General features: G+C 42.2%; 14 protein-coding genes. 11 read left to right on the top strand and 3 right to left on the bottom strand.

Features of this window, described 5'->3' with window-relative positions; all coding sequences use genetic code 11:
• Window positions 1–28: 28 nt before the first annotated feature.
• Window positions 29–175 carry a hypothetical protein gene (locus ABTQ23_RS02795; protein ID WP_408614118.1) on the bottom strand — a complete coding sequence of 49 codons (147 nt, stop codon included), beginning with the start codon at window positions 173–175 and terminating at the stop codon, window positions 29–31.
• Window positions 176–277: 102 nt separating this feature from the next.
• On the opposite strand from ABTQ23_RS02795, the gene ABTQ23_RS02790 reads away from it, so the two are divergent.
• Window positions 278–820, top strand: a complete 543-nt coding sequence (locus ABTQ23_RS02790) for an NAD(P)H nitroreductase (protein ID WP_408614117.1) — start codon at window positions 278–280, stop codon at window positions 818–820.
• A 126-nt stretch (window positions 821–946) separates the two neighbouring features.
• Window positions 947–1,417, top strand: a complete 471-nt coding sequence (locus tag ABTQ23_RS02785) for a hypothetical protein (RefSeq protein WP_408614116.1) — start codon at window positions 947–949, stop codon at window positions 1,415–1,417.
• A 30-nt stretch (window positions 1,418–1,447) separates the two neighbouring features.
• Here the strand turns inward: ABTQ23_RS02785 and asnS are convergent, their stop codons facing one another.
• Window positions 1,448–2,848 (bottom strand): asparagine--tRNA ligase, encoded by a 1,401-nt coding sequence (gene asnS / locus ABTQ23_RS02780; protein ID WP_408614115.1) that lies wholly within the window; start codon window positions 2,846–2,848, stop codon window positions 1,448–1,450.
• A 195-nt stretch (window positions 2,849–3,043) separates the two neighbouring features.
• Here asnS and ABTQ23_RS02775 point away from each other — a divergent pair, with 195 nt between their 5' ends.
• Window positions 3,044–3,409, top strand: a complete 366-nt coding sequence (locus ABTQ23_RS02775) for a hypothetical protein (RefSeq protein WP_408614114.1) — start codon at window positions 3,044–3,046, stop codon at window positions 3,407–3,409.
• A gap of 224 nt (window positions 3,410–3,633) precedes the next feature.
• Here ABTQ23_RS02775 and ABTQ23_RS02770 read toward each other — a convergent pair whose 3' ends face one another.
• The gene (locus tag ABTQ23_RS02770) at window positions 3,634–3,792 is read right to left on the bottom strand and encodes a hypothetical protein (protein ID WP_408614113.1); all 159 of its coding nucleotides are present in this window, start codon (window positions 3,790–3,792) and stop codon (window positions 3,634–3,636) included.
• 954 nt (window positions 3,793–4,746) lie between these two features.
• Here ABTQ23_RS02770 and ABTQ23_RS02765 point away from each other — a divergent pair.
• The 8 genes from ABTQ23_RS02765 to htpX all read left to right on the top strand — a co-directional run bounded on the left by ABTQ23_RS02765 (window position 4,747) and on the right by htpX (window position 14,321).
• Window positions 4,747–6,405: a BCCT family transporter gene (locus tag ABTQ23_RS02765; protein ID WP_408614112.1), complete on the top strand. Its 1,659-nt coding sequence runs from the start codon at window positions 4,747–4,749 to the stop codon at window positions 6,403–6,405.
• A gap of 59 nt (window positions 6,406–6,464) precedes the next feature.
• Complete coding sequence (locus ABTQ23_RS02760) at window positions 6,465–8,366, top strand: DUF294 nucleotidyltransferase-like domain-containing protein (RefSeq protein WP_408614111.1); 1,902 nt, start codon at window positions 6,465–6,467, stop codon at window positions 8,364–8,366.
• Between the two features lie 27 nt (window positions 8,367–8,393).
• The gene (locus ABTQ23_RS02755) at window positions 8,394–9,128 is read left to right on the top strand and encodes a 3'-5' exonuclease (protein WP_408614110.1); all 735 of its coding nucleotides are present in this window, start codon (window positions 8,394–8,396) and stop codon (window positions 9,126–9,128) included.
• A gap of 87 nt (window positions 9,129–9,215) precedes the next feature.
• Window positions 9,216–9,959, top strand: a complete 744-nt coding sequence (locus tag ABTQ23_RS02750; RefSeq protein ID WP_408614109.1) for an SDR family NAD(P)-dependent oxidoreductase — start codon at window positions 9,216–9,218, stop codon at window positions 9,957–9,959.
• A 357-nt stretch (window positions 9,960–10,316) separates the two neighbouring features.
• A complete protein-coding gene (locus tag ABTQ23_RS02745) occupies window positions 10,317–10,964 on the top strand; it encodes a YIP1 family protein (RefSeq protein WP_408614108.1) in 648 nt (215 codons plus the stop codon).
• Window positions 10,965–11,276: 312 nt separating this feature from the next.
• The gene (locus ABTQ23_RS02740; protein ID WP_408614107.1) at window positions 11,277–11,945 is read left to right on the top strand and encodes a Yip1 family protein; all 669 of its coding nucleotides are present in this window, start codon (window positions 11,277–11,279) and stop codon (window positions 11,943–11,945) included.
• Between the two features lie 262 nt (window positions 11,946–12,207).
• Window positions 12,208–13,257 (top strand): biotin synthase BioB, encoded by a 1,050-nt coding sequence (gene bioB, locus ABTQ23_RS02735; RefSeq protein WP_408614106.1) that lies wholly within the window; start codon window positions 12,208–12,210, stop codon window positions 13,255–13,257.
• 191 nt (window positions 13,258–13,448) lie between these two features.
• Window positions 13,449–14,321, top strand: a complete 873-nt coding sequence (gene htpX, locus ABTQ23_RS02730) for a protease HtpX (RefSeq protein ID WP_408614105.1) — start codon at window positions 13,449–13,451, stop codon at window positions 14,319–14,321.
• Window positions 14,322–14,523: the final 202 nt, after the last annotated feature.

The following is a 14,523-nucleotide window of genomic DNA, read 5'->3' as shown; positions in this document are numbered from 1 at the left end:
CTCCTTGTGACAGAATGGGCGATAGGACTTAACGACGCGGTTTATCATTGGTTAGCTTTAGCCAAGCTTTAAGGACTCGAGTAGTCTGAACTGGATAACGTTCAACCAGCTCTACAATAGATTTTTGGGTTGGTAGCGCAGGCTTCGATGAAGGCAATGATTTGGATTTAGCCATAGCGTCAGCTTGCCTATTTTGTAGTCCGGAGCAAAAGTGTGGTTTTTTTTCTGCTGACAGTCAAGCAAAATAGAAAGGTTAATCATATCTAAAGGAGCGAAAATGGATAGTTTAGAGCTGTTATTAAATCGGCATTCATGTGCGAAACTCTCAGAACCTGCACCGACTGGTAAAGCGCTTGAAAATATCTATCTGGCGGGCCTTAAAACCCCTGATCATGGTGACTTACGCCCATGGCGATTTATCGAAATCCAAGGCAAAGGGCTAGATAAACTTACCGAAATATTTGTTGAAGCGACTCAAGCAACGGGCGGTAATGTTGCTAAAGCCCAGCAGATGGCTTATCGCGCACCATTGATTATTGCTGCGATTGCAAGTTGTGTCGATCACCCCAAAGTGCCTGAAATTGAACAGCTATTGTCAGCCGGATGTGCAGTCCAAGCCATGCAAATGGCAGCGCTTGCCCAAGGCTTTAACGGTATTTGGCGAAGTGGGGCGTTAAGCTATGACCCATTAGTTAAAGAAAAATTGGGTTTAGCAGAAAAAGAGCAGATTGTTGGCTTTTTATATCTTGGTACCCCAGCTGCGTCGCCGATTCAGAAAAAACCTTATGCAATTAGCGATTTTGTCACAAGCTTAGCGTAACAAACTCAGTTTTATCCGTTAAGTTAACGAGTGGACATCTATATCGGCATTATTGAGCTTAAAGTCAACTGACAATGACAAAATACTCATTATAATCAATTAAAGGATGAATGATTGGAGGGTAGTTTGAAGATTGAGCAGCGATTACAGTCATGGATTACATCAGCTATTGACGAAAGTCCGGTGAAACCGAACTCTTGTATGACATTAAAGATGTTGCTGGGCGGATATATCAGCACTGACTTTTTAGCCAAATGTGTTTATTTCGTCGTCGATGAACTGCCTTTTCCTCATGAATTATTGCCGGTGAAAGATTATCAAGACATGCAATCGCATCGAGCTGTGGCGTTTGGCCGCCATTATTTTATCCGCCCACAATATGTGAATGTCCCGGAGGTGCATTTGCATCAATTGGTGCATTGTCTGCAGTGGGAAATTATGGGGCAGTGGTATATCAGTGAGTTTGTGAAGCAGTTACAGATGTTTGGTTATAAAAATGCGCCGATGGAACAAACGGCGCAGTTTATTGAAGATAACTATTCGAGCAAAGGTGCACCCATTGATGTCATGCAGCTCGTTTATCGCTCAATTGTTTAGCAGGCAAGCCCGCGAAACAATTAATTTTCATTAGTAATCAGCTAAACGAGGTGCACGAGGGAATGGGATTACATCACGAATATTTTGCATACCAGTAACGTAAGTGACTAAACGGTCAAATCCCAAGCCAAAGCCTGAATGAGGCACTGTGCCATAACGGCGCAAATCGCGGTACCAGCTGTAATCTTCCTGATTAAGGTTCATCTCTTTAAGACGAGCATCGAGTACGTCTAAGCGCTCTTCACGCTGACTACCACCAATGATTTCACCGATACCAGGGGCTAAAACATCCATTGCCGCAACGGTTTTGCCGTCTTCATTCATCCGCATATAGAACGCTTTAATATCTTTTGGATAGTTTTTCACAACAACAGGCGATTTAAAGTGCTCTTCTGCCAGATACCGCTCATGTTCAGACGACATATCGATACCCCATTCAACAGGGTATTCAAATTTGCGTCCTGATTTAATCAAGATGTCGATAGCATCGGTGTAGTCAACCTGAGCAAAATCTTGACTAATAAAGCTTTCTAAGCGAGTAATCGCATCTTTTTGGATGCGCTGAGCAAAGAATTCCATATCATCCCGGCGTTCATCCAGCACCGCTTTAAATACGTATTTCAGCATTTTTTCAGCAAGCTCGGCTGCATTGTCCAAGTCAGCGAAAGCAATTTCAGGCTCTACCATCCAGAATTCTGCCAAGTGGCGGCTGGTGTTTGAGTTTTCTGCACGAAATGTAGGACCGAAAGTATAAACTTTACTTAGCGCACAAGCGTAAGTTTCAACGTTTAACTGGCCAGAAACGGTTAGAAATGCTTCTTTTCCAAAGAAATCTTCACTAAAGTCAACTGCACCATCTTCAGTGCGCGGCAAGTTTGCCAAGTCCAGAGTGCTGACTCGGAACATTTCTCCAGCACCTTCACAATCGCTTGCTGTAATGATAGGCGTGCTAATCCAGTAAAAACCTTGTTCATGGAAAAAGCGATGCAATGCTTGAGACAGGCAGTTACGAACACGTGTAATCGCACCGATGATGTTTGTGCGAGGGCGCAAATGCGCATATTCACGCAGATATTCAATGCTATGACGCTTAGCCGCCATTGGATAACTATCTGGATTTTCTACCCAGCCAATGACTTCAACGTTGTCAGCTTGAATTTCAAATGATTGCCCTTGGCCTTGTGATTCAACCAAATTACCAGTGATTGCAACGGAGCAGCCTGCAGTCAAACGCAGTATTTCATTGTCGTAATTATCAAGCTTATTAGGCACAACAGCCTGGATGGGATTAAAGCATGAGCCATCGTGAACAGCTAAAAATGAAATTCCCGCTTTGGAATCGCGCCGTGTGCGAATCCAGCCTTTGACAGTTACCTGCTCGCCAGTTTGGTGTTTGCCTGCGAGGAGGTCGGCCACTGAAGTGTGCGTCATAGCAGCAAAATACTCCGTTAAAAATGGTCAAATAATTCGAACCTGCTATGTTACTCGTCAGGATATAAGACTCAAGAAAAAATTGGTCTATATAGACGATTGAGCTGCTCTGATATGTAATGAACACCTAAACTAAGTAGTAAAGACAGATGGGTGAATTGTTTTCAATGCTTTAACTTCTTAAAAGGAGCTCTAATGAACAAACCCTTCGTTGATCGTCGTAAAGGGCCTGATCACTTGCAGCGTTGGTTAGGTGCATTAACGATTCTTTGCTGGTTATTATTTCTCGTCGCGTTGATTGTCTTTCACTATGCTCGTCCGCAAATTAATTACGGATATCTTGAATTTAAAGGGATTGATACCCGTCAGAATTGGGATAAAACCTATCTGCCTTGGTATTTGCGATCGCTGTGGCTCTGTTTTGGGGTTACGCTCATTGATGTGTTACTACGATTAAAACGCAATCGGCGTAAAAGTGATTACCATTTTTATAATCTATTTATTTTAATGTTGATGATCATTGGCGCATTAGGCAGCTACTACGTTGGGCTATTTGAATAGGCTTTAATAGGCTGCAATCTTTTAAGTCATAGGTGTGGCGTTTCAATAGCGCAGCGAAAACTATTAAGCTCGGAATAAAAAGAAAGTGTTAATTTCTCAGGCATCCGCCCAAAGGTCGGCATATCTCCGCCACCACGAGTAACTTTATATTGGCCATGGCTTGGGCCTGTGGGGTTTTTTACCGGCGATACTTGATAATAATCTTTGGCATACCAATCATTTACCTATTCGGTTACCCGACATTTCATGCCAAAGTCGCCCATTTCAAAACTGCCCCCTTTAACGCGAAGCATATTATCCATTGCCCGCACCGCGACACTTAATATTTGCTGTTTTTCATCGTTGTTGGCTTTGGGGTATAGATGATTTATACGCTGAGCCATTGCTTGTATTTTTTGCTCAGGGAGTGTCTTGCTATGGATATCTTGATATCAAGGTTGGTTTTGGCATCCAACTAGAAGGCCTATGATGATACTTAGCAAGAGTGCTTTTCTAAATGGCTGCACTAACGACACTTTATTTTCCCAAAAAAGACTATATCTAACGGCATATAAGAGTAACTGAAATACGTGGTTTAATCATTTATTAATTATTTTAATAATAACAACCATCAATATAATAAGGCGGTTAGATATCATTCTGTTTATGAGATGAAGAAGTGATGACAGTAATCTTAAAATGAAGCGAGTGGATTTTTATTTAAATAAATGAACGAAATCAATAAGCCAATTTTTAAATAAAAATGCTAACAATATTGCGATAACAAGGTAGGCAATTGTCTTAAACCAATGACTGATTCGGCTGATTTTTATGACATCGTTTTGCCGTTGTAGGGGATTTCGAAACTCTGGCGGGTAAGGGCTGTCGGGTGAAATGGATAGAATTGAATAGAGCTTTTTCGTTAAGCTATCGTTTGCTTTTTGTTCTTTTTCAATTTGACGGATACATCGAGTTGAAACCTTACATAAACGGGCTAATTGTCGGCGCGTATATCCTCTATAAATACGCCAAGCTCTAAAATCCATATTCAGTGAGTCTCTTATTAAAAAATCAGCAAGATATGTATGGTTGCCTATACTTCTTTATGTGTTTTAGGGTTTGTAGTAAGCAATATGGCGATATAATAACACCTTAGCTTCATTTATTCAGTAAAGGAGGTGTTTTCTCATGTTGAAATATCTATATAAATCCTTAAAATGCGGCGCCTTTATGGATTATCTCTCTTTCTAGAGGGCGTTAGAACCTTAAAAGTTAGGTCATTTGTAAGGTTTTTGCTGAGTTTATTGAACATAAGCCTTTAGCGAAACAAAAACTTTCATTGGAATAGGAGAAAGTGAGTGAGCGAAAAGAAAAATGAAGAAACGGATGTCATTTTACCTGATGGTGAGGTGAATCCGATCGATACCGATTATCAAGTCGGTCAGGATAACGTTGCCCTGCAAATTGGGCCTTTTGGATTTGATATCCATAACCGCGTTTTCATGATTGCTGGATTAGCAATTGTTGCGTTCGTGGTGCTAACTCTGGCATTTCAAAACCAGGTCGCGCCAATGTTCAGCGATTTGCGTAACTGGCTAACTTCAAATTTAGATTGGTTCTTTTTGCTGTCCGGCAATATTTTCGTGCTGGTTTGTATTGTCATTGTTGTTTCTCCTTTGGGGCGCGTTCGTATTGGCGGCACCGAGGCTAAACCAGATTTTAGTTATCTGAGTTGGTTCTCGATGCTGTTTGCCGCCGGGATGGGGATTGGCCTGATGTTCTATGGTGTGTCTGAACCATTGAGCCATTTTTCATCATCGCTTGGTGGCATTAAGCTTGATGCTAGCGGGATGCGAACCGACTGGGCACCATTGGGAGGAGCCGCTGGAAATACGGCCTTAGCTGAGCAGTTGGGAATGGCTGCGACCATCTTCCACTGGGCGCTACATCCATGGGCTATTTATGCGGTGTTAGCTTTGGGATTGGCTATTTTTGCCTTCAATAAAGGCTTACCGCTGACAATGCGCTCAATTTTTTATCCATTATTGGGTGAGCGTGTTTGGGGATGGCCAGGCCATATTGTGGATATATTGGCGATTGTGGCAACGTTGTTTGGGCTTGCAACTTCCTTAGGACTTGGCTCGTCACAGGCCGCTGCTGGTTTACACTTTTTGTTTGGGATCCCGCTTGGCGATACCACGCAGATCATTTTGATCTTTTTGATTACGGCCGCCGCTACCACTTCTGTGTTAGCTGGCTTAGATGCTGGGGTGCGTCGGCTCTCTGAGATCAACATGATTCTGGCATTATTGTTACTATTATTTGTGGTCTTTGTGGGCCCAACATTGATGATTGTAACTGGATTTTTTGACAATATTGTTGGTTATGTTCAGCATTTTCCAGCATTAGCCAATCCATTTGGTCGAGAAGACAGTAACTTTGAACAAGGTTGGACTGCATTCTACTGGGCATGGTGGATTTCCTGGTCGCCATTTGTGGGAATGTTTATCGCGCGCGTTTCGCGTGGGCGTACAGTTCGAGAATTTATTACCTGTGTGTTACTGATCCCATCTTTGGCTTGTGTGGTTTGGATGACAGCGTTTGGTGACACAGCGATTCATCAGTATGTGAACGATGGCTATAAAGCCGTTGCAAATGCTGAATTGCCTCTGAAATTATTCGTGATGCTCAAACATCTACCACTATCAGAAATTACCTCATTTATTGGGATTATTCTGGTGATTGTGTTCTTTGTGACATCGTCAGATTCTGGTTCGTTGGTGATCGATACTATTTCAGCTGGTGGTAAAGTTGAAGCGCCGAAACCTCAACGGGTATTTTGGTGTACTTTTGAAGGCTTAGTTGCGGTTTCTCTGGTTTTAGGTGGCGGATTAGTTGCCTTGCAAGCCATGGCCGTATCGACTGGTTTTCCATTCACCATTGTCCTTTTGGCTGCGTGCGTTGCCCTAATTAAAGGGCTAATGGATGAGCCAAGGCCGAAAAAAGTTAAGAAATAACGTACGATTTTGACCGGGGCTACAAGCCCCGGTTTGCTTTTAGCACTTTGGAGCGTTCGATGGAAATAGAGCAACTTGAGGTTCAAGCATTTATTCGCCAGTTTGAGCCATTTGAAAAGCTCAGTGAAGAGCAACTAGAGGAGGTTGCTTCACAAATCTCAATCAGCTATTACCGAGCCGATAGTGATATTTTTCGTTATGGTGACCCGATTTCAGATCTGTATATGGTGCGCTCGGGATCTGTTGAGATTTTCCGTCGAAATGGTGAGCTCTATAATCGCTTAGGCGAGGGCGAACTGTTCGGTCAGATGGGCCTGTTGATGAATAAAAAGGTTCGTCTGCCAGCCCGGGCGATTGAAGATACATTGGTGTATCTGATTCCCGATCAGCTTTTTTATGATTTATGTGAACAATCCGATCAGTTTGCCGATTTTGTTGAACTTGAAGACCGACGACGTTTGCGCCAAGTCGTATCTAATCAGAATAACGGTAATGATTTGATGAGCTCCCGGGTGAGTGTATTGCTCAATCGACCTCTCGTGACGATTGACGTGCATGCGACTATTCGCGAAGCTGCGCAGAAAATGACCGAGGCGGTCTGTAGTTCAATGTTAGTGGAGCATGTTGATGGCGCCGATAAGGTTTATGACTATCAACCTCAGATTGAGCATAATATCGTTGGGATTGTCACTGATAGTGACCTGCGAATGCGCGTGCTAGCACAAGGGAGAGACCTTGATTCACCGATTGGCTCGGTTATGTCCCAAGAGCTTGTGACGATAGATTCCCAACAGTTTGTCTTTGAAGCGTTGATGACTATGCTTCGTTATAACTTGCAACATCTGCCGGTATTATCTAAACGAAAACCGCTTGGCATCATCGATATGATGGACATTATTCGCTATGAGTCACAAAGTAGTTTGTTTATTGTCAGTGGCATTTTTGCGAAAAATAGCATCGATGAACTCGCCGCTTTAAGTGATGACGTAAAAGATTGCTTTGTGCGAATGGTTAACGAAGATGCCAACTCACGAATGATTGGTAGCGCCATGGCCGTGATTGGCCGCAGTTTTAAGCAGCGGTTGCTAGAGCTTGCCGAAAAAGAGCTTGGGCCACCGCCAATTCCTTATTGCTTTTTAGCACTTGGCTCAATGGCTCGAGATGAGCAGTTAATTGTGACCGATCAGGATAATGCTTTGGTGCTGGATAATCGCTTTGATGAGCATGTGCATGGCGATTACTTTGCAAAATTAGCCGATTTTGTCTGCCAAGGTTTAGCACGTTGCGGCTATCCGTTGTGTAAAGGCAATATTATGGCGAGTAATCCTCAATGGCGGATGAGTTTGAATCGTTGGCAACAATGTTTTAGTGAATGGATAGCACATCCAACCCCTCGCTCGTTGCTTGATAGCAATATCTTTTTTGACTTAGATGGGGTGTGGGGAAAAACCGAGTGGGCGGATCAACTGCGCTTGCAAATTCAGCGTCAAGCACGGCGCAGCCCTAGCTTTTTAGCTTGTATGGCTCGCAATGCCTTAAATCGCACGCCACCTTTAGGGTTTTTCAAAGATTTTGTGATGGAAACAGATGGCCAACATAATAACTCGATTAATTTAAAACGTCGGGGAAGTGCACCATTAGTGGACTTGATTCGCGTCCATGCTTTGTCGCTTGGGATAACCGAACAAAACTCATTTGACCGATTAAACGCAATCGATGAGGCCAATATTCTGCCTAAAGGTCGTGCTTCTGATTTGCGCGATGCCTTGGAGTTTATCTCTATGGTGCGAATTCGCCATCAAGCGAGTGATATCGAATTTGCGCAAGAGCCTGATAATAATATTGAACCAGAAGCATTATCGGCATTTGAACAACGTCATTTAAAAGACGCGTTTCAAATTGTCAGCAATGCTCAGAAATATCTGAAATTCAGATATCAGACAACTAAAGTTCACGGTTAATGCTCTTTTTTCACGCGGTGGTCCGTTATGCTCTATCTTCCTAAATCACAAATGCGTGTTGAACCAGAACCCGTTAATTGGCCTGATTATTATCGCCAACAAGCGCGGCGCGCCCGTCATCCTGCAATTAAACGTTTCTATCAACAGGGAATTGTAAATGCCGATACGCCGCTTGAGTCAGTCCCTTTTGTTGCGCTCGATTTTGAGACAACGGGGTTAAATCCGGCGCGAGATTCGATTTTAAGTATTGGCGTTGTACCTTTTACATTATCGCGAATTACTTTGCCTGCGGCTCGTCACTGGTTAGTGAATCCTCACCAGAAGTTACCCGAAGAAACAGTTGTGGTTCATGGTATCACTCAGTCTCGGGTTGCGAATCAACCTGATATTTTAAGTGTATTGCCCATGCTTTTAGAACTTATGGCTGGCCGAGTGGTCGTTGCTCACCATTTAGCGATTGAGCGCAATTTTTTAAATCAGGCGATTAAACGCCGCGTTCACGAAGAGCTGTTATTTCCAATGATCGACACGATGGCGATTGAGAATAAAATCTGTCGCCAGGGCTGGCGTGATTTTTGGTTGCGCTTAACCGGACGTCCTCGTTTGTCGATTCGCCTAGCCAATAGCCGTTCGAGATATGGCTTGCCTATCTATCGAGCTCATCATGCCCAAAGTGATGCGTTATCAACCGCTGAACTTTTTCAAGCTCAAGTTCAGTACCACTTTAATTCGCAACTGAGTGTTAATAAACTCTGGCAGTAAGCGGTTGCACCCCTATCTGATGCCCAGTAACATGCATGAATAATAGATTCAGTAACGTGTTATTTCTTTTCAGAGAAGAGGGCAATTATGAATATTTTAGTGACAGGGGCGTCATCAGGGTTTGGTAAGAGCATTTGTCAGCGATTAGTCAGCGATGGACATCATGTTGTTGGCTTTGCCCGTCGGGCTGAAAAATTGGCTGTTTTAAAAGAACAGCTTGGGGAACAATTCACCCCGATTTCTTGTGATGTTACTGATTTTTCAAGTGTTGATAAAGCATTTAGCGAATTACCTGAGGGCAGTATCGATGTTCTGGTAAACAATGCTGGCCTTGCTCTGGGCCTTGAAGGAATGCAAGATTTAGCCGTTTCTGATTGGACTACGATGATTAACACGAATATTAATGGTCTTGTCTATTTTACCCAGAAAGTACTGCCAACGATGATCGCGCAAAATAGCGGCCTAATTATTAACATGGGTTCGATTGCCGGGACTTATCCATATCCAGGTGGCAATATCTATGGTGCAACAAAAGCGTTTGTGAAACAGTTTAGTTTGAACCTTAGAACGGATCTATTGGGCACTCAGGTTCGCGTGACGAATATTGAACCGGGGTTGTGTGGTGAAACTGAATTTTCTAATGTACGCTTTAAAGGCGATGATGGTAAAGCTGCTAAAGTATATGAAAATACAAAATATATTATGCCAGAAGATATTGCTAGTACGGTTGCCTTCTTAGTGAGCCAGCCTGCTCATGTGAACTACAACCGTATCGAAATGATGCCGGTTTCTCAAGCAAGTGCGCCATTAGCTGTTCATCGCCAGAAGTAGATACTTACTTATCCTTATGAAAGGTGCCTTGAGCACCTTTTTATTTAGAATGAAACCATAACTTAATTTGAATAAATAACTATTCTTTATATTAATATAGAGATCTTCAGCGTTTTATCTTCTTGGTTTGTTAATCCTAACTTGCCTCAGCAATCAGATAATTTCATTTCTTATCAAGTAATATATTTATTGATGATATATTTATTATTATAATGTATTATCCTTTTTCGTGTATACATAAGATGCGGTTATTAGATAAAAATTAAATATCGCTATTTATTTGTATAATACAAAATATAAGATTCTATTTATATGAATTAGTCGGTTGGCAAATTTTGAATGAGTAATGGTATTAATATGGATATAAATGAACAGCAGGTTTTAAATCCTTGGACCTCAATGTGGACAAAACCCAGAGCAACGATTGCACAAGTTGTTGCAACAGATCCTAAACGCTCGGTCTTAACCATCGTTAGTCTTGCGGCAATATTTCCAGTAATTATTATGATATTGGTTTCAAGTACCGTATTTTTCGCATTTTTTCCACAAATCCACTTTAATCTGACAGGGGTGCTGTTAGCGGGGGCTATTGTTGGAGCAATTTGTGGCATTTTAGGGCTTTATTTTAGTGGATGGTTACTGGCAACCGTTTGTTCATGGTTTGATAGTCGAGCAACGCAAACAGAGATGCGAGCGGCTATCGCTTGGTCCACTATTCCTAATTTGTGGACTATTCCATTACTTTTGATCCAAATTTATATCCTCGCTTCAGGATTTGTAGATTTTGGTAATGGCGATGGTTCTCATCTTGGTTCCTATATGGGCTTTTTAACTTTGCTTAATATCATTAAATTTATTATAGGGATCTGGGGCACAGTATTGCTATGTAAGTCTGTTGGTGAGGTAACAGGGTTTTCAGCCTGGAAAGCTTTCGGCTGTATCTTATTATCCTTTATTATTTTTGCGCTGGTTATTTTTGCTATTTCGTTGCTATTTAGACTTTAAGCAAACAGGGCATAACAAAGTTCAGAATTCGTTTAAATGAACCCAAAGGGTCAATAATTTCTAGGTATTGGGAAGCCGGATCAGGCTTTTCAGTACCTAGATGTCGTGTTCTTGAATTTTTAGATTGGTTATTAATCGACCGTTATAGTTGTTGAACTCATGTTATCTAAAATATTTTACTGATAACTTTAGGCCGATGCTCTTTGTTCACGTCATAGGCAAACGGTATTTTTAAATGTCAAAACTAGATTGATCCCCATAAACATCCGTATAATGACCCATCAACCCATTCAAATAAATATGTAGTTGCACATGGAACCTAATCAACCAATCCGCAATCCTTGGACATCGATCTGGACTCGTCCAGGAGACACCATTGAGCAGATTGTAAAGACTAATCCAAAAAACTCGGTCATTGTTTTGGCTGCAGTGAGTGGGTTTTCTGAATTTTTATACCAGCTAAGTGAGTTAAATGTTGGTGGGCATTATAATGGTGCGCAAATTGCCATTTTTTCATTGATCGCTGGCTCTATCCTTGGCGCTGTCATGTTGTATATTCTGGCCGGGTTATTACGCTGGAGTGGTAAATGGCTAGGAGGAAATGCAAGTCCTGAGCATCTGCGTGCGGCGGTGAGCTGGGCGAATGTTCCTACTATCTGGGCTTTATTGTTATGGATCCCTCGGATAGCGTTACTCGGGCATGATGCTTTTTTACCAGCGGCCATCGTCGTTAAACAGACGCCTAATCTAGTGGGAACGCTATGGGTGCTGCAGATGATTCAGTTGGTTATCGGCATTTGGGCGCTGATTATTTTTAGTAAATGTGTGGGCCGAGTCCAGCATTTTTCTGCCATGAAAGGGTTTTTGAACATCGTATTATCGCTGATTATTTTAATGCTCTGCGTCACTGTCTTGTTTTCTATTGTGTCAATGTTTGTCCCTTCTCTTGCGTCAATGTCTTCACCTGTCTCTGGGATGTAATCACTGGCGAGTAAATAATTTTCCCCTGTTTAGCTAGCGCATCTTTTATATGGCTGCGCTGGCAAGTTTTTTTATCGTCCTTTTCGCTTATCTATCCATATCGATTGTCTACGTAACCTGTGCTTGAGCCTCTTGCATTATTTTTTATACGAATTGGTTAAAATAAATACATTAGTAATCTTTAAAAATAAAATAAGTTGACAGATTATCTGCTGGGATTAGACTGAAGTTAAATGATTAAATTAATAAATAGAGAGAGACAATGTCTTGCGCTATCCGTCACGACTGGCAATATGAACAGGTTCTTTCATTATTTGACCTGCCATTTAATGACCTTCTTTTTAAAGCTCAATCCATTCATCGACAATTTTTTAACCCTAATCAAGTTCAAATTTCGACATTACTATCGATTAAAACGGGTGCGTGCCCTGAAGACTGTAAATATTGTCCGCAGAGTGCACACTACAACACTTCGGTTAAAGCTGAACGATTGATGCAAGTAGAGCAGGTCATTCGTGAAGCCAAAAAAGCACGGGATAATGGGTCCACTCGTTTTTGTATGGGAGCTGCGTGGAAAAATCCAAAAGCGCGCGACATGCCTTATCTGCTAATGATGATTAAAGGAGTGAAGGCATTAGGAATGCAAACCTGCATGACCCTTGGAACGCTCAGTCGCGAGCAAGCCGATGAGCTCTCATCCGCAGGGCTTGATTATTACAATCACAACTTGGACACCTCTCGGGAATATTATCAGCAGATCATCACGACTCGTAGTTATGATGAGCGGCTGCAAACCCTTGAATATGTGCGCCAAGCCGGGATGAATGTCTGCTCTGGCGGCATTATGGGGTTAGGGGAAACTGTCGATGATCGTATTTCTCTGCTTTGTCAGTTGGCAAATTTGCCCGAACATCCTCAAAGTGTGCCGATTAATATGCTGGTGAAAGTGGCAGGAACGCCATTGCAAGATGCTGAAGATATTGATCAATTTGATTTTATCCGTTGTATTGCGGTAGCCCGGGTGATGATGCCGAAGTCACATGTGCGCCTATCGGCTGGGCGAGAAGCGATGAATGAGCAAACCCAGGCTCTATGCTTTATGGCTGGCGCCAATTCTATTTTTTACGGTTGTAAATTATTAACGACGCCAAACCCTGAAGAAAGTAGCGATATGAAGTTGCTTAAAAAGTTAGGAATTGAAAGAGAAGCTGTTGCAACGACAGCAGGAAATAAAACCGAGACCGAAAAGCTCTATCAGCAAATCATCGAGCAGCAAAATAGTGGGCCGAAACTTTTTTACGATGCGTCATAATAGAGTCGGTTATGATATAGGCAAAAGATAAAAGCCCCTACAAATCCCGATGAAAACCCTATTAATATTCCGATAAATAGAATATTGACTCTACGTGCAATACCGCTAATATCCATCGAGAAAGCTAAACGATTTTTAGCTTAGCAAACTATACTTTTGTCTTAACTGATTGTTTACGATAGGCATCCAAAATGAAACGTGTGTTGTTGTTTATTCTAACGAACTTAGCTGTGGTACTGGTTCTTGGAATTATTTTAAATATTGTTTTTGCACTGACAGGAATACACTCTAGAAGTTATGCCGGTTTATTAATTTTGGCGAGTGTTTTCGGCTTTGGCGGGGCATTTATCTCGCTGCTGATGTCTAAATGGATGGCTAAACGTTCAGTGGGCGCGCAGGTTATCACTCAGCCTCGTAACAGTGAAGAACACTGGCTTTTAAGCACAGTTCAGGCTCAGGCTTCAGCGGCTGGAATCGGCATGCCTGAAGTGGCTATTTATCATTCTGCTGAGGTGAACGCATTTGCCACTGGCGCGAGCAAAAACAATTCGTTGGTTGCTGTAAGTAGCGGCCTCCTTAACTCAATGACTCGCGAAGAAGCAGAGGCTGTGTTAGCTCATGAAGTTAGCCATATTGCCAATGGTGACATGGTTACTTTGACGCTGATTCAAGGGGTTGTGAATACGTTTGTTATCTTTTTGGCCCGTGTTGTTGCGGGGATTATTGCCAATGTCGGTAATAATAGCGATGACGAACGTCCAGCCATGGGCGGGTTGGCGTATATGGCGACTGTGTTTGTACTTGAACTGGTCTTCGGTATGCTTGCCTCGGTTGTTGTTATGTGGTTCTCGCGACAAAGAGAATACCGTGCTGATGCGGGAAGCGCTCAGTTAGTGGGGCGTCAAAAAATGATTGCTGCGTTGCAACGATTGGACCGAGGGAGTGAAAGCGAATTAGAAGGTTCTATCGCGGCATTTGGAATTAATGGCCGAAGTTCTTTTAGTGAACTATTTATGTCTCATCCTCCGATTGCTAAACGTATCGAAGCGCTTCGCAACTTATAATACTTTTGAACCACCGAACTTGCTCGGTGGTTCTTCTTTAAAATTGCCAAATTTTAGCGATAACTTCCTGAAAAATTAGGGCAATATAGATTTTTTATATAATTTATTTCAAATTCTCTTCCATTTTCCGTTGTATCTTGTCACAATTTTCGTTCAAGTGATGTAGTTAAGGCGTTTCATACGCAAGTACGCCTCAAGCTAA

Origin of the sequence: Celerinatantimonas sediminis, assembly GCF_046054195.1 — a bacterium.
In the GTDB taxonomy this organism is placed as follows: domain Bacteria; phylum Pseudomonadota; class Gammaproteobacteria; order Enterobacterales; family Celerinatantimonadaceae; genus Celerinatantimonas.
Note: the sequence above shows the minus strand (reverse complement) of the source record. Positions and strands in the feature narration are given on the sequence as shown.

What these genes read in the sequence shown, in the direction of transcription:
- asnS (WP_408614115.1), bottom strand. Translation starts at nt 2,848, where the DNA reads ATGACGCACACTTCAGTGGCCGACCTCCTCGCAGGCAAACACCAAACT.
- bioB (WP_408614106.1), top strand. Translation starts at nt 12,208, where the DNA reads ATGTCTTGCGCTATCCGTCACGACTGGCAATATGAACAGGTTCTTTCA.
- ABTQ23_RS02790 (WP_408614117.1), top strand. Translation starts at nt 278, where the DNA reads ATGGATAGTTTAGAGCTGTTATTAAATCGGCATTCATGTGCGAAACTC.
- ABTQ23_RS02795 (WP_408614118.1), bottom strand. Translation starts at nt 175, where the DNA reads ATGGCTAAATCCAAATCATTGCCTTCATCGAAGCCTGCGCTACCAACC.
- ABTQ23_RS02760 (WP_408614111.1), top strand. Translation starts at nt 6,465, where the DNA reads ATGGAAATAGAGCAACTTGAGGTTCAAGCATTTATTCGCCAGTTTGAG.
- ABTQ23_RS02745 (WP_408614108.1), top strand. Translation starts at nt 10,317, where the DNA reads ATGGATATAAATGAACAGCAGGTTTTAAATCCTTGGACCTCAATGTGG.
- ABTQ23_RS02770 (WP_408614113.1), bottom strand. Translation starts at nt 3,792, where the DNA reads ATGGCTCAGCGTATAAATCATCTATACCCCAAAGCCAACAACGATGAA.
- ABTQ23_RS02775 (WP_408614114.1), top strand. Translation starts at nt 3,044, where the DNA reads ATGAACAAACCCTTCGTTGATCGTCGTAAAGGGCCTGATCACTTGCAG.
- ABTQ23_RS02750 (WP_408614109.1), top strand. Translation starts at nt 9,216, where the DNA reads ATGAATATTTTAGTGACAGGGGCGTCATCAGGGTTTGGTAAGAGCATT.
- ABTQ23_RS02755 (WP_408614110.1), top strand. Translation starts at nt 8,394, where the DNA reads ATGCTCTATCTTCCTAAATCACAAATGCGTGTTGAACCAGAACCCGTT.
- ABTQ23_RS02740 (WP_408614107.1), top strand. Translation starts at nt 11,277, where the DNA reads ATGGAACCTAATCAACCAATCCGCAATCCTTGGACATCGATCTGGACT.
- htpX (WP_408614105.1), top strand. Translation starts at nt 13,449, where the DNA reads ATGAAACGTGTGTTGTTGTTTATTCTAACGAACTTAGCTGTGGTACTG.